The following is a 14,359-nucleotide window of genomic DNA, read 5'->3' as shown; positions in this document are numbered from 1 at the left end:
GGAATGACCGGCTATCTCCTGAAGAATTGTGCAGCCGTTATCGTCGACGAGGGCAATGGGCCGAGCGTACGCCGCAACGTCGACCTGCTCACCAAAGGCCCGGCGATCCAGGCGATCGGCGAGAACCTGTCGTTGGATCCGTTACCCGAGGGCACCATCGTCCAGGATGCATCAGGCTGGTTCGTCTATCCGGGGCTCGTCAATACGCATCACCACTTCTTTCAGTGCTTCGTGCGAAACCGGGCCGAGCTCGACTGGACGAAGCTTTCCGTCATCGAATGGCTCGATCGGATCTATCCCATCTTCTCGCGATTGACCGAAGATTGCTTCTATCACTCTTCGGTCACCGCCATGGCCGAGATGATCAAGCACGGATGCACGACCGCCTTCGACCACCAATATTGCTTTCCCCGCCATGCGGGAAAGCGCCTGATCGATCGCCAGTTCGAGGCGGCCGACCTTCTGGGCATGCGCTTTCACGCCGGTCGCGGCGGCAACACCCTGCCGAAATCCGAGGGGTCGACGATCCCGGATGCCATGCTCGAAACCACGGATGAATTCATCGCCGATTGCGCGCGGCTGATCGACAGCTATCACGATGCCGGCCCCTTCAGCATGCGCCAGGTGGTCGTCGCCCCCTGCCAGCCGGTCAACTGCTATCGCGAAACCTTCGTCGAGTCGGTCGCGCTGGCGCGCGATCGCCGCGTGCAGCTGCACACACATGTCGGCGAAGGCGAAAGCCCGGTCATCAAGGCACGGCATGGCATGCGCACGGTCGACTACTGCACCGAATTGGGCTTTGCAGGCCCGGATACCTTTTATGCCCATTGCTGGGAACTGACGCATGACGAGCTACGTAAAATGGCGGCAAGCGGCACCGGCGTCTCGCATTGCCCGGAGCCAGTCTATCTCGTCGGCGCCGAAGTGACTGATATCCCGGCGATGCAGGCCTTCGGCTTGCGTATTGGCCTTGGTTGTGACGGAGCGGCATCGAACGACAACTCGAACCTCATGCACTGCATCCATTCCGCCTACATGCTGCAGTGCCTGACGGCCTCGACGCGTCAGCACGCCGTCCCCGCTCCGCTTGACTTTCTCCAGTACGCGACAAGCGGAGGCGCAAGCCTGCTGGGGCGCACCGATATCGGGCGCCTCGCTCCGGGCATGGCGGCCGATCTCTTCGCAATCGATACGCGGCGGATGGACTATGTCGGGACGCGGCATGACCCGCTGAGCCTGATCGCCAAGGTCGGGATCGGCATGCCCACCGATCTGACCATGATCAACGGACGCATCGTCTGGCAGGGCGGCGAATTCACCGGACTGGATGAGGCCGCGCTGTTTGCCGCGGCCGAGGCGGCACTTGCAACAGTAGAATTCTGAAAAACCAAAAAGGGGAACTGGGATGCAGAAAAATCTAACCCGCAGAACATTGATGAAGAGCGCGGCTGTCGCAGGCCTCGCAACGGCCTTTACCGGCCGCTCCGCCTTCGCCGCCAACGAACCGCTCGGCATCACGCTCGTCGTGCCCTCGCCGATCGGTGATGTCGGCTGGGGACATGCGCTGGCCGCCGGGCTCGATCCGATCAAGGCTGCCTATGGCGACAAGGTCAAGGTGACCGTAATCGAGAACATTGCCGAAGGCCCGGATGCGGATCGCATCATGAACAAGACGGTCGCCGACGGAAACCACTTCCTGATCGCCGGCTCGTTCGGCTATCAGAACGGCGCGCTTCAGATTGCCCGCCGCAATCCCAAAGTTACCGTTTTGCATGCCTCCGGCTTCCAGGTCGCACCGAATTTCTCGCCCTTCGCCGCCAAGTATTTTCAAGGGACCTATCTGCTCGGCATGGCCGCTGCCGCAGTCTCCAAGACCGGCAAACTCGGTTCGGTCTCTGCCTTTGCCATTCCTGAACTGATCACGTCAATCAACGCCTTCACGCTCGGTGCGCAGGCCGTCAAGCCCGACATCGAAGTATCGGTCGTCTGGGTCAATTCCTGGTTCGATCCGGCCAAGGAGCAGGAGGCGGCCAAGGCTTTGATTTCGCAGGGCTGCGACGTGATCTTCTCGAACGCACAGGATACGCCCTCGGTCATATCAGCCTGCGAGGCGGCCGGTGTCTACGCCTTCAACCTGAATTCCTCGATGAAGAAGTATGCGCCGAAGACCTATCTCGGCTGCATCTCCACAGACTGGTCGCCCTTCTTCAAGGCATCGGTCGATGCGCATCTCGCCGGCACCTTCAAAGGTGCCAACGCGTTCCTCGGCGTCGCGGACAAGGTCGTCGAAGTCGTCGACTGGAGCCCGGCGATCCCGGCCGAGACCATGGCGAAAATCAAAGAGGCCGAAGCAAAAATCGCCAGCGGCGGCTTTTCGCCGTTCACCGGTCCGATCACCAAGGCCGACGGCAGCGAGGGCGCGGCTTCCGGCGCGACGCTGACGGATGCGCAGATCGTTGCGATGGACTGGCATGTCAAAGGTGTGAAGACGCCTTTGCCGAAGTAATCAAGTCATGACCATCCCGCTGCTGTCGCTGCGCGGCATCTCCAAAAGTTACGGCCAGGTCCATGCCAACCAGCATATCGACCTGGACGTAGCCCTGGGCTCGATCCATGCCATCCTCGGAGAAAACGGCGCCGGCAAATCGACCCTGATGAAGCTGATCTACGGCGTCGAACAACCGGACGATGGAAGCATCGCCTGGCATGGGAAGCCGCTCAGCCTTGCTTCCCCCGCGGAAGCGAGGCGTACAGGCATCGGGATGGTCTTTCAGCATTTCTCGCTGTTCGAGAGCCTGACGGTTGTCGAAAACATCCGCCTGATCGTGTCCGGCCGCCGGGCCGAACTTGCGCGGCGCATCCGCACGCTGGGGGATGAATTCGGACTTGAAGTCGATCCGCTGGCCCATGTGCATGAACTGTCGGTCGGCGAGCGGCAGCGGGTGGAAATCATCCGATGCCTGATGACCGATCCGAAGCTGCTGATCCTCGACGAGCCGACATCGGTCCTGCCGCCGCAAGCCGTCGAGAAGCTGTTCGACACGCTACGCCGGCTGCGTGACGGCGGCGTGTCGATCCTCTTCATCTCGCACAAGCTGGAGGAGATCCAGTCGCTGTGCGACCGCGCCACGATCCTGCGCGGCGGACGCGTTACCGGGCATGTGGATCCGCGCGAGCATGACGCCCATGATCTCGCTCGCATGATGATCGGCCGCGACATGCCGAAGCCGATACCCGCATTGCCTTTGGTCGAGGGCGAAAAGCGCCTGGAGATCATTGGTCTCGATCACCGGCCGGACGATCCCTTCTCGGTGCCGCTGTCCACCATCAGCCTGACCGTTCGCAGCGGCGAGATTCTTGGCATTGCCGGTATTTCCGGGAATGGGCAAAAGGAACTTGCCGCGCTGATTTCGGGAGAAACGACGCTGCCACGGGACAAGCGCGACCAGATCTTCATGATGGGACAGGATGTGGGCAACCTCGATGCCGCCAGCCGTCGAAAGCTGGGCTTTGCCTTTGTCCCGGAAGACCGGCTTGGGCACGGCGCAGTTCCCGAAATGTCGCTGACGCTCAACAGCCTGCTGACGGCTCATCCCTTGAAGCTCGTCAGGCATGGCCTCATCGACAATGCAAAGGCAACCGACTTCGCAAACGAGTGCATCCGGGACTATGACGTGCGCACGCGCGGTCCGGAGGCGGAAGCCGGGTCGCTTTCCGGCGGCAACCTGCAGAAGTTCATCGTCGGCCGCGAAATCATGCTCGCCCCGAAACTTCTGTTTCTTGCGCAACCAACCTGGGGCGTCGATGTCGGCGCGGCCTCTGCTATTCGCAAGCGGCTGATCGAGCTGCGCAATCAAGGCACGGCAATTCTCGTCATATCGGAAGAGCTTGAGGAATTGTTCGAGCTCAGCGACATCATCCAGGTCCTTTACCACGGCACGCTGAGCCCGCCGCTTGTCACCCGCGATACCCAACCCGAAGAGATCGGTCGATACATGATCGGCGCACAGCCCCAACGCGAGAAGGCATTCGCATGAGCAGTTCCTTCTCTGCCGCCCTGCCCACCTTCGCTCGCCGGGAACGGGCCTCGTTCACCGCGAAGTTGCTCGCACCGCCGATCGCTCTCATTGTCACCATCGTCCTCAATCTCGGCCTTTATATCGCCATGGGCCGGGACCCGGCCGCGGTGATCTATGCCATGCTGATCGAGCCGTTCTTCTCCTGGGCCTCATTCTCGGAAGTGTTACTGAAGACTGGCCCTCTGCTTCTGATCGCACAGGGTCTGGCAATCGGCTTTCGCGCGAAGGTCTTCAATATCGGCGCCGAAGGCCAATTCATTCTTGGCGCAGTCTTTGCCTCCGCCATACCCATCTGGATGCCACAGGCAACGGGCCAATGGATGTGGCCCACAATGCTGCTGCTCGGCACTCTCGGCGGCGCTCTATGGGCGTCTCTCACTGCCTTCTGGCGCGTCAGGCTCAACGCCAATGAAATTCTCGTCTCCCTGATGCTGAGCTTCGTTGCCGCGCAATTGCTCAACTATCTTCTCCTCGGCCCATGGAAAGATCCGAACGGCTTCAATTTCCCGCAGTCGGTCATGTTCCAATACGATGCCATGGTACCGATCCTGTTTGAGGGAACCCGCGTCAATGTCTCGCTGATCCTCGCTGCCGGTCTGTCGATCGCGGCGTGGATCTTCATGCAGAAGAGCTTCGCAGGATATAAATTGCAGGTTGGCGGGCTGGCTCCCCGGGCGGCGAGCTATGCCGGTTTCAAAGAGAGCTGGGCAATCTGGCTTTCGCTGATCATTGGCGGAGCGGCAGCCGGTCTTGCGGGTGCTGCCGAGGTTGCCGGCCCGCTTGGCCAGCTGCAGCGTTCGATCTCGACCGGGTATGGCTACGCGGCAATCATCGTTGCCTATCTTGGCGGTCTCAATCCCATCGGTATCGTCGTTTCCTCGATCATCATGGCGGCGCTCTATATCGGTGGCGATAACGCCATGGTCTCCGCCAATTTGCCGATCGCAGCCGTCCGCGTGTTCCAAGGCAGCCTGCTCCTCATCTATCTCATTGCCGTCGCCTTTGTGCGCTATCGCATCGTCTGGCGCCCCATACCCGCCCGGAGCGCATCATGAGCGCCGTCGAGTTCATTCTTGCCGGCATGCTGGCAGCCGCAACACCGTTTCTGCTGGCAGCCTTGGGCGAGCTTGTTGCCGAGCGAGCGGGCGTCTTGAACCTTGGCGTGGAAGGTTTGATGGCGGTTGGCGCCGTCATCGCGTTCATTGTCGTTTATCATGGTGGCGGCCATTTCCTTGCCTTCCTCGCGGCGGGTCTCGGAAGTGCGCTCCTCGCCATGATCTTTGCCGGTATCATTCTGGGCTTCAACGCAAACCAGGTTGCAGCCGGTCTTGCCCTCGGCATTCTCGGCCAAGGCCTCTCCGCCCTGTTCGGCAAGAGTTATGAGAGCCTGACTGTCACCACCTTGCCCAAGATCGCAATTCCCGGGCTTTCACAAATTCCAGTCGTCGGAGGTCTTTTCAGTCAGGATATCGCCGTCTGGATTTCGCTTGTCGCCACAATCGGCATATGGGCGCTGTTTGCCTACAGCAAAGTCGGTCTTATCCTTCGCGCCGTCGGTGAAAATCCGAAGGCCGCGCATGCCATCGGCTATCCGATTGTCCTAATCCGCTTCGCCGCAGTTACTTTTGGCGGCATGATGGCCGGCTTTGCCGGCGCGTATGCCTCGACGATCTATACACCCCTCTGGGCGGACGGCATGATCGCCGGGCGGGGCTGGATTGCCATCGCCCTCGTTGTCTTTGGAACCTGGCTGACATCGAGGATTTTCCTGGGCGCGTGCCTATTCGGCGCGGTGTCGCTGATGGGTCTTGCCGCGCAGGCGAGCGGGCTCGCAATTTCCTCGCAATTGCTTGCATGCCTGCCCTATCTCGTGACGATCATTGTCCTTGGCATCATCTCCGTAGATCGCCGGCTCTTGAAGCTCAATGGCGTCGCCTCACTCGGCGAACCGTTTGAGCGATAGCAAAAGTCCATCGATTAAGAATTTCCTTCGCTTGCCTTAATGGCGGCAATACCGGCATTCTTCTTGCTTCTGACAATTCATGAGCTCTCACTGAGAGGGCGTGTTCGCTGGTTCAGAGCAAGGAGGCCTTCCATGACCCCATCCGATACCCCAAATATAGCCCTGCCTAGCGATCCGGTACTGTCGGTACGCGGCCTGACAGTCAGCCTTCCCAAGAATATGGAACGCGTGCATGCGGTGCAGGATATCACCTTCGACCTGATGCAAGGCGAAATCCTTTGCATCATCGGTGAATCCGGCTCGGGGAAATCGGTGACTGCGAATGCGATCATGGGCCTGCTGCCATCAATCATAAAAGTAACGGCAGGCACGATCTGCTTCAAGGGCGCGGACCTCATAAGCGCCGACGATGCCACTCTCAGAAACCTCCGGGGACGGGCCGTTTCGATCATTTTCCAGGATCCGCTCTCGGCGCTCAATCCACTGATGACGATCGGCGATCAGATCATCGAGGTTCTCGATGCGCACAAGGTAGGCACGCCGGAAAGCCGGCGGCAGAAGGTAAAGGAGCTGCTCAGCGAAGTCGGCCTGCCCGATCCGGATCTTCTCCAGCATCAATATCCCTTCCGCCTATCGGGCGGGCAGCGGCAGCGCGTGATGATCGCCATGGCGCTGGCGCTCGATCCGGACGTACTGATCGCCGATGAACCAACCACGGCATTGGACGTGACGACGCAGGCCCAGATCCTCGAATTGATCCGCAAGATACAGGCGCGCAAGAAGATGAGCGTCATGTTCATCACCCATGATTTCGGGGTAGTTGCCGAGATTGCCGACAGAGTGATCGTTATGGAAAAGGGTCACCTCGTCGAACAGGGACCGGCAGCGCAGGTGCTGAATGCACCGGTTCATCCCTACACGCAGCGTCTCATCGCTGCCGTCCCCCGTATGACGACGGTCAGCCGCGAAACCATTGCCGAAGCGCCCGTGGTGCTAGAAGTCGATAAGCTCAACAAGACCTATCGATCGGGAAGCGGCTTCCTGTCGAAATCGCGGACGGTACAGGCGGTCAACGGCGTCAGCTTTTCGATCCGCAAGGGGCGCACCTTGGGGGTGGTCGGCGAATCCGGCTCCGGCAAATCCTCGCTCGGCCGCGTCCTGCTGAAGCTTTTGAGCTCGGACAGCGGTCGGATTCTTTTCGATGGCCGCGATATCGCCCCGCTGTCAGACGACGAGTTCCGGCCACTTCGTCCCTATATGCAGATGATCTTTCAAGACCCATTCGCCTCGCTGAACCCGCGGCATACGATCGGCCGCATTCTCACCGTCGGACCGATGGCGCACGGCCTGCCGATGCATGAAGCCAAGACGAAAGCACTGCGCCTTCTCAAGCGCGTCGGCCTCGACGAAGGCGCTTTCGACCGCTTTCCGCATGAGTTCTCCGGTGGCCAGCGCCAGCGCATCGGCATCGCCCGCGCCTTGATGTTCGATCCTGTCCTGCTAGTGGCTGACGAGGCAGTTTCCGCTCTCGACGTCTCGATCCAGGCGCAAATCCTCAAGCTTCTTGCGGAAATCCAGCAGGATACCAAGGTCGCCATGATCTTCATTACCCACGATCTTCGCGTCGCCAGTCAGATTTGCGACGAAGTCGCCGTCATGTACAAGGGCGAGATCGTCGAATGCGGTCCGCCTTCGCAGATCTTCCGCGCGCCGGCGCATGCCTATACTCAACGCCTGCTGGCCGCCATCCCCGGCAGCGACTGGGAAGCCGTCGGCTGAAGCGTCCGCCGAACGAGACACAGGCCGCGCCAGATGCGGCCGCTTCTGCCCAATTACCACCATTCGTGCACGTCCCTGCGGCGATTAATGCCTGAGAAACAGGCAGCCGTGCATGCTGATTAATTTTTATCTGATCGGGCGAAAAAATAGTTGCATTTATCCACTATCCGTCCTTTCATGAGCATTAAAGTTCCAGCGACGATCCGCCGCAGACGATCATGAACCTGCCACCGTACGAAGGGTGGCCGGAACGGTGTTTTGTTGCCTTTCAAGGGTTCCGAGCCATGCCGCCGACCAAGGCCCCGCCAACGTCCGTGAAGGATATCGATATCGACGTCCTGGAGGATACGCTGAGCTTTTATATCCGCAGCATCAATCTCGCCGTCTCGCGCGATCTGGATGAAAAGCTCGAAGGCCTGGACGTGGCGCGGGGAACGGGAAAAATCACCACCCTGTTCCTGGTCGACGACAATCCGGGAATCCGGCCTTCCACCATTGCCCAACTTATCCTGAAAGACCGCTCGGCGACCGGCAGGCTGATCGAGCAGATGGAGGCACATGATCTCCTTACGCGCGAGACGTCGGTGGACGACAGCCGCGCACAGGAACTCTACATCACGGAAAAAGGTCACGAACTGGCAAAACGCGTGCGTGCCATCGTCACCAAACAATCACGCGAATTCTTTTCCGACATCACCGACGAAGAACACAGGCTGCTGATCGACATATTGCGCAGGACCTACCGGCGCATCGTCGCGCAATCGTGAGCCGGCGAACCATGGGAGAGCGGGCATGAGTATCAGTGAGGAACGGGTCGCAATGATATCCGGTGCCAGCCGGGGGATCGGTGCCGCACTCGCCAAGGAACTTGCCGCCAAGGGATGGCGGCTCTCGCTCGGTATGCGCCGCCCTGAAATGCCTGACTGGGCGGACGCAACGCGCGTTGGCGTCTTTGCCTATGACGCCGCCGATACGGACGCATCGGATCGCTGGGCGGAAGAAACGCTTCGCACGTTCGGGCGCATCGACGCGGTCGTTGCCAATGCCGGCATCATGATCGCAAAGACCGTGATCGAGGCTGACGATGCCGACATGGACGAACTGCTTGACATCAACGTCAAGGCCCCGCGCCGGCTGGCGAAATCGGCCTGGAATGCGCTGTCGGTGAGCGGCCGTGGCCGGATCGTCATTATCGCCTCGCTCTCGGGCAAGCGGGTCAAGTCCGCCAAATCCGGGCTCTATGCCGTCTCCAAATTCGCGGCCGTCGCGCTTGCACATGCCCTTCGCCATACCGGATTCGACCTGGGTATTCGCGCAACCGCCATCTGCCCCGGTTTCGTCGCCACCGACATGGCCCGCAGCGTCACCACCAGGACCGATGACGACATGACCGACCCGCGCGATCTCGCCCGCATCATTTCCATGCTGATCGACCTGCCGAACGAGGCAAGCGTTGCCGAATTCGCCATCAATTGCCAGTTAGAGGAGTCTTTCTGACCATGCCCGGCCCCTATGTGGTCCCCGTTCAAGGGGATGCGGAACTGCCCAAGGAAGTCGACGTCGTCGTCATCGGCGGTGGCATCATCGGCACCTCGACGACGCTGGAACTGGCCGAACGTGGTCTGCGGGTCGCGCTTTGCGAGAAAGGGGGCATCGGCCAGGAGCAATCGAGCCGCAACTGGGGCTGGGTGCGCATTTCCAGGCGCGATCCGCGCGAAGTGCCTCTCATGGCGGAGGCCCTGCGCATCTGGAGCACGCTCGACAAGCGTACCGGCCGCGACACCGGTTACAAGCGCGCCGGCATCATTTTCACCTGCGCAGACGACAAGCAATATGCCGATCACGAGCGCTGGAACCGCAATCTGGAAGGCTACCAGCTGGAAAGCCGCATGATCAGCGGCGCCGAATTCAAGAACCTCTTTCCCGGTGCGCAGATGGACCTCAAGGGAGCGCTCTTTACCGCCGCCGATGGTCGCGCCGAGCCGCAGCGGGCCGCCCCAGCCATTGCCGAGGCCGCTCGCGACAAGGGAGCTTCCATTCTGACCGAATGCGCCGTGCGCGGCATCGAGACAGCCGGCGGCCGCATTTCCGGCGTCATCACCGAGCGAGGTCCCATCGCCTGCAAGGCCGTCGTGCTTGCCGGCGGCGCCTGGTCCAGCCTGTTTGCCGGCATGTTCGGGCTCGATCTGCCGCAGTTGAAGGTGATGAATTCCGTGTTGCGCACCAAGCCTCTGGAAGGTGGCCCGGAGCAAGCCATCTGGGCGAGCGGCTTTGCCCTGCGCAAGCGCCAGGATGGCGGCTACACGATCGCTTCGGGCCACGAAAACATCGTGGACATCGTGCCGAGCTCCTTCCGATACGCCGGCAAGTTCCTGCCGGCGTTGAAAAAGGAGTGGCGTTCGCTGAACTTCCGTGTCTCCGGCCGGTTCTTCGACGAAGCGCGCATTCCCAATCGCTGGGCGATGGACGAGGCAAGTCCCTTCGAATATTGCCGCGTCCTCGATCCGAAACCCTCCACCAAGCTTTCCAACGCGGCGCTCGCCAATCTCAAGAAAGCCTTTCCGGTTTTCGAGAAGGCCGAGATCGCCCAGCGCTGGGCGGGCTATATCGACGTGACGCCGGATGCCGTGCCGGTGATCGATGCGATCGACAGCATTCCCGGCTTCCATATCGCCACCGGCTTTTCCGGCCACGGCTTCGGCATAGGGCCGGCGGCCGGGCGGCTGATGGCCGACATCGTCACCGGCAAGCCGCCGGTGGTCGATCGCAAGAACTTCCGCTTTTCCCGCTTCCACGACGGTTCGAAGATCGAACTCATCAGTGGTTTCTGACCTGTCCGAACCAGGAAGACAGTAAAACGACGAAAGAGACGAAAGAGCAGAGCAGCCGAAATCCTACCAACAAAAAGGGGAACGATCATGTCCGATGCAAATGACACCATCCTCCTGAAACCAACCCGACGCCAGGCATTGACCATGATGGCGCTCGGTGCCTCCGGGCTGATCATGCCCAACATTCTCGGTCGCAGCGAAGCTTTCGCGGCACCACCCGCCAAGCCGACCGGCCAGCTTGTCATCGGCTTTTCGCAGGAGCCGACCGTCTTCAATCCGCACCTGATCCACATCGAAGTTGACGAAGGCATCCATTTCAGCGTCTTCGATCCGCTCTTTACCGTGACCCCGGATGGCAAGTTTGCCCCCGCACTTGCAACCGAAGTCCCGACGGTCGAGAACGGCGGCATCTCGGCCGATGGTCTTAACTGGAAGATCAAGCTGCGCGACGGCGTAAAGTGGCATGACGGCACGCCGTTCACCGCCGAGGACGTCAAGTTCACCCTCGAACTCATGGTTGACCCAAACTTCCGCAGCTGGCGCAAGACCGGCCATGAACTGGTGCGTGACCTCACGGTTGTCTCGCCGACGGAAATCACGTGGCGGATGGAAAAGCCGTTTGCGCCCTACCCGTCCATCCTCGCCATGACCTTCATCGTGCCGAAGCATATCCTCGGCGCGGAGAAGGACAAGAACACCGCCCCCTTCAACAACGCCCCCATCGGCACCGGCCCGTTCAAATGGGTCGAGCGTGTCCCCGGCGACCACATCACGCTTGCGGCCAATACCGACTATTTCGGGGAAGGGCCTTATCTTGAAACCGTTGTCTACAAATATATCCCCGACCTGACGGTTCTATATACCCAGTTCAAGACCGGCGATATCGACGTCGTTGGGCTGCAATGGATCACGCCGGATCACTATGACGAAGCCAAGGGGCTGGATGGCAAGGTCGTTGCCGTCGTTCCGGCCGCGACCGTCGAATCCGTCGGATTCAACATGGAGAGGCCACAGTTCAAGGACCCGGCGGTGCGCGAGGCGCTCTACTACGCGATCGACAAGCAGACGATCATCGATGCGCTCTATTACGGCCTGCCGACGCCGACCGAGAGCTACATTCCGCAGCAGTCCTTCTATTACAATCCCGACTTGCCGAAGCAGGAGTTCAGCACGGACAAGGCTAAGAAAATCCTCGACGACGCCGGTTGGAAGCCCGGTGCCGACGGCATTCGCGCGAAGGACGGGGTCAGGCTTTCCTTCACCAACTCGACCACCGCGGGCAATCATATCCGCGAGCAGGTGCAGCAGTTCATGCAGCAGACCTTCAAGGATATCGGCGTGGAGCTAACCATCTCCAACCTGCCGCCGGCGGTCATGTGGGGCGACTATTGGACAATGTCGAAGTTCGATTCCGTCGTCGTCGGCATCAACTTCCAGACCGGCTCCGATCCCGACACCTCGGATTATTTCCGCTCCACGGCGATCACCGCCAAGGGCGGAGCCGGCCAGAACTCTTGGCAATATGCCAATCCGGAGGTCGACAAGCTCCTGGCGGAAGGTGGCCAGATCTTCGTGCCGGAGGAGCGCAAGAAGGTCTACCAGAAAATCCAGGAGATCATGCGCCACGACCTGCCCTTCCTGCCGCTGTTCCAGTATGCGACCGTGCGCGGCCATAAGGTGGGGGTCGAAAACGTCACCCCCAACATCAACGTGCGCATCGACAGCTGGAATGTGGCTACCTGGTATTGGGCCAAGGCATAGGCTGCTTGTTCCAGCCCTTCGACCAAGGCGTCGAAGGGCTGGTCACTTCCCATTCCGCAACCATCGGAGACGAATGCCATGTTGCGCTATCTCCTGAGCCGCCTGTGGCAGAGCCTGGTGCTGCTGCTCCTCGTATCGATGATCGGCTTTGCTGTCCTGACCCTCGCTCCCGGCGGTCCGCTGTCGCAATATACGCTGACGCCAGGCATGACCAAGGAAGCACTCGACAGGATCGCGGCCCAGATGGGCCTCGACCGGCCGCTGCCAATCCAATATCTCGACTGGCTGAGACACCTGCTGATGGGCGACTGGGGTCGCTCCTATCGTGACAACCAGCCAGTGCTGTCGATCATTTTCAGCCATCTCTTCGCCACGCTGCTGCTGATGGGCACATCGATGGTGATCTCGATCGCGATCGGCACCTGGATCGGCATCAAGGGAGCCACCCGCCGCTATTCGATCTTTGATTACAGCGCCACCGTCGGCGCCATGGTGGCGCTGTCGATACCGACCTTCTGGTTCGGTCTCGTCGCCATCTATATCTTCTCGCTGAAGCTGAAATGGCTGCCGGCCGGCAACATGTACACGGTCGGCAATGGCTCGCTCGGTGACTATGCGATCCATCTGATCATGCCGAGCCTCGTGCTTGCGCTTGTCAACATCGCGGTCTGGAGCCGCTACATGCGCACCGCCACGCTCGAGGTCATCAACCAGGATTTCGTGCGCACCGCCAAGGCCAAGGGCCTCTCGCCCAGGCGCGTCCTGATGCGCCATGTCGTCGGCAATGCGCTATTGCCGATGATCACGCTTGCCGGCTTGCAATTGCCGACCATCCTCGGCGGCGCTCTGGTGGCGGAAACCGTCTTCACCTGGCCGGGCATGGGGCGGCTTTTCCTCGACAGCCTCGGCTACAGCGACTACCCCGTCGTCATGGGCCTGCTGATGTTCTCGGCAATCTTCGTGCTGATCGGCAATCTGCTTGCGGATCTGCTCGTCGCCTTCGTCGATCCGCGCGTCCGGCTTGGTTAGGAGAAACGCCATGTCTTCCTCCTCCCCCGCAACCCTTTCGCAATCAGTATTCTCACATTCGCGCTGGTGGCAAAATCGCACCTTGCGCCGTTTCGTCCGCCACAGGCTCGCACTCCTCGGCGTGGCCATGATCACGCTCATTGTCCTTGCCTGTCTGCTCGGGCCGTCACTGCTTCCCTATGACGAGCTCTATATCGACCTGCGCGCCCGTTTCGCGCCGCCCTTTACGGCCGGCTACCATATTTTCGGCACCGACCCGCTCGGACGCGACGTTGCCGTGCGCCTGTTCATGGCGGGCCGGATTTCGCTGCTCGTCGGCTTCTTCGCGATGGTGCTCAGCACCTTGATCGGCACGGTGATCGGCGTTGTCGCCGGCTATTATGGCGGGCGCATCGGGATATTGCTGATGCGCTTCGTCGATGCCTTTCTGTCCTTTCCCAGCATCTTCCTGCTGCTGACGCTGGCCGCCTTCATCAAGCCGAGCCCTTTCATGATCACCGTCATCATCGCGGTAACGAGCTGGATGGAGACCGCTCGCATCGTCGAGGCGGAGGTGCGATCGCTGCGCGAACGCGATTTCGTGCTCGCCGCGCGCATGCTCGGCCTCACCAACAGATGGATCATGTTTCGCGAATTGCTGCCGAACGCCATCGGCCCGATCATCGTCGCCGCCACGCTGACGGTGGCCCGCGCCATCCTGCTTGAAGCCTATGTCAGCTTCCTCGGCTACGGCATCCAGCCACCACTCCCGAGCTGGGGCAATATGCTGAACGGCGCCCAACAATATCTCGCCAGCGCACCATGGCTGGCCATCGTCCCGGGCGTCGCCATCACGCTCGCCGTCACCAGCTTCAACTTCATCGGCGACGGCCTGCGCGATGCGCTCGATGCCCGCAGCGATCTGCACTGAGGATGTG

Annotated in this window: 12 protein-coding genes; all 12 read left to right on the top strand. The window is 60.6% G+C overall.

The window, feature by feature from the left end:
- Positions 1 to 3: 3 nt before the first annotated feature.
- The 12 genes from AC13Q5_RS16835 (at position 4) to AC13Q5_RS16780 (ending at position 14,352) form a co-directional block, all read left to right on the top strand.
- Positions 4 to 1,383 carry an amidohydrolase gene (locus AC13Q5_RS16835; RefSeq protein WP_488502490.1) on the top strand — a complete coding sequence of 460 codons (1,380 nt, stop codon included), beginning with the start codon at positions 4 to 6 and terminating at the stop codon, positions 1,381 to 1,383.
- Between the two features lie 22 nt (positions 1,384 to 1,405).
- Positions 1,406 to 2,506 carry a BMP family ABC transporter substrate-binding protein gene (locus tag AC13Q5_RS16830; protein WP_075853891.1) on the top strand — a complete coding sequence of 367 codons (1,101 nt, stop codon included), beginning with the start codon at positions 1,406 to 1,408 and terminating at the stop codon, positions 2,504 to 2,506.
- Between the two features lie 7 nt (positions 2,507 to 2,513).
- Positions 2,514 to 4,037: an ABC transporter ATP-binding protein gene (locus AC13Q5_RS16825; protein WP_488502489.1), complete on the top strand. Its 1,524-nt coding sequence runs from the start codon at positions 2,514 to 2,516 to the stop codon at positions 4,035 to 4,037.
- On the top strand, positions 4,034 to 5,134 hold the full coding sequence (locus tag AC13Q5_RS16820; protein ID WP_075853889.1) for an ABC transporter permease: 1,101 nt from the start codon (positions 4,034 to 4,036) through the stop codon (positions 5,132 to 5,134). The genes AC13Q5_RS16825 and AC13Q5_RS16820 overlap by 4 nt, the downstream gene beginning before the upstream one ends.
- Positions 5,131 to 6,042: an ABC transporter permease gene (locus tag AC13Q5_RS16815; protein WP_075853888.1), complete on the top strand. Its 912-nt coding sequence runs from the start codon at positions 5,131 to 5,133 to the stop codon at positions 6,040 to 6,042. The genes AC13Q5_RS16820 and AC13Q5_RS16815 overlap by 4 nt, the downstream gene beginning before the upstream one ends.
- A 132-nt stretch (positions 6,043 to 6,174) precedes the next feature.
- Entirely contained in the window at positions 6,175 to 7,821 is a 1,647-nt protein-coding gene (locus tag AC13Q5_RS16810; RefSeq protein WP_457878833.1) for an ABC transporter ATP-binding protein, read from the top strand.
- Between the two features lie 284 nt (positions 7,822 to 8,105).
- Positions 8,106 to 8,588: a MarR family winged helix-turn-helix transcriptional regulator gene (locus tag AC13Q5_RS16805; protein WP_075853886.1), complete on the top strand. Its 483-nt coding sequence runs from the start codon at positions 8,106 to 8,108 to the stop codon at positions 8,586 to 8,588.
- A 25-nt stretch (positions 8,589 to 8,613) separates the two neighbouring features.
- Positions 8,614 to 9,318 (top strand): SDR family NAD(P)-dependent oxidoreductase, encoded by a 705-nt coding sequence (locus AC13Q5_RS16800; protein WP_488502488.1) that lies wholly within the window; start codon positions 8,614 to 8,616, stop codon positions 9,316 to 9,318.
- A gap of 2 nt (positions 9,319 to 9,320) precedes the next feature.
- A complete protein-coding gene (locus AC13Q5_RS16795; RefSeq protein WP_488502487.1) occupies positions 9,321 to 10,652 on the top strand; it encodes an NAD(P)/FAD-dependent oxidoreductase in 1,332 nt (443 codons plus the stop codon).
- An 87-nt stretch (positions 10,653 to 10,739) separates the two neighbouring features.
- Positions 10,740 to 12,413 (top strand): peptide ABC transporter substrate-binding protein, encoded by a 1,674-nt coding sequence (locus AC13Q5_RS16790; protein ID WP_075853884.1) that lies wholly within the window; start codon positions 10,740 to 10,742, stop codon positions 12,411 to 12,413.
- Between the two features lie 78 nt (positions 12,414 to 12,491).
- Positions 12,492 to 13,442, top strand: coding sequence for an ABC transporter permease (locus AC13Q5_RS16785; protein ID WP_075853883.1), 951 nt, complete (start codon positions 12,492 to 12,494; stop codon positions 13,440 to 13,442).
- 10 nt (positions 13,443 to 13,452) lie between these two features.
- Positions 13,453 to 14,352, top strand: coding sequence for an ABC transporter permease (locus tag AC13Q5_RS16780; protein WP_457878830.1), 900 nt, complete (start codon positions 13,453 to 13,455; stop codon positions 14,350 to 14,352).
- The last annotated feature ends 7 nt before the right edge of the window (positions 14,353 to 14,359 follow it).

Source organism: Martinezella sp. CNPSo 3964 (genome assembly GCF_057784375.1).
Note: the sequence above shows the minus strand (reverse complement) of the source record. Positions and strands in the feature narration are given on the sequence as shown.

Excerpts from the sequence above, each read along its gene's own strand:
- AC13Q5_RS16835 (WP_488502490.1), top strand. The coding sequence starts at position 4 with ATGACCGGCTATCTCCTGAAGAATTGTGCAGCCGTTATCGTCGACGAG.
- AC13Q5_RS16830 (WP_075853891.1), top strand. The coding sequence starts at position 1,406 with ATGCAGAAAAATCTAACCCGCAGAACATTGATGAAGAGCGCGGCTGTC.
- AC13Q5_RS16825 (WP_488502489.1), top strand. The coding sequence starts at position 2,514 with ATGACCATCCCGCTGCTGTCGCTGCGCGGCATCTCCAAAAGTTACGGC.
- AC13Q5_RS16820 (WP_075853889.1), top strand. The coding sequence starts at position 4,034 with ATGAGCAGTTCCTTCTCTGCCGCCCTGCCCACCTTCGCTCGCCGGGAA.
- AC13Q5_RS16815 (WP_075853888.1), top strand. The coding sequence starts at position 5,131 with ATGAGCGCCGTCGAGTTCATTCTTGCCGGCATGCTGGCAGCCGCAACA.
- AC13Q5_RS16810 (WP_457878833.1), top strand. The coding sequence starts at position 6,175 with ATGACCCCATCCGATACCCCAAATATAGCCCTGCCTAGCGATCCGGTA.
- AC13Q5_RS16805 (WP_075853886.1), top strand. The coding sequence starts at position 8,106 with ATGCCGCCGACCAAGGCCCCGCCAACGTCCGTGAAGGATATCGATATC.
- AC13Q5_RS16800 (WP_488502488.1), top strand. The coding sequence starts at position 8,614 with ATGAGTATCAGTGAGGAACGGGTCGCAATGATATCCGGTGCCAGCCGG.
- AC13Q5_RS16795 (WP_488502487.1), top strand. The coding sequence starts at position 9,321 with ATGCCCGGCCCCTATGTGGTCCCCGTTCAAGGGGATGCGGAACTGCCC.
- AC13Q5_RS16790 (WP_075853884.1), top strand. The coding sequence starts at position 10,740 with ATGTCCGATGCAAATGACACCATCCTCCTGAAACCAACCCGACGCCAG.
- AC13Q5_RS16785 (WP_075853883.1), top strand. The coding sequence starts at position 12,492 with ATGTTGCGCTATCTCCTGAGCCGCCTGTGGCAGAGCCTGGTGCTGCTG.
- AC13Q5_RS16780 (WP_457878830.1), top strand. The coding sequence starts at position 13,453 with ATGTCTTCCTCCTCCCCCGCAACCCTTTCGCAATCAGTATTCTCACAT.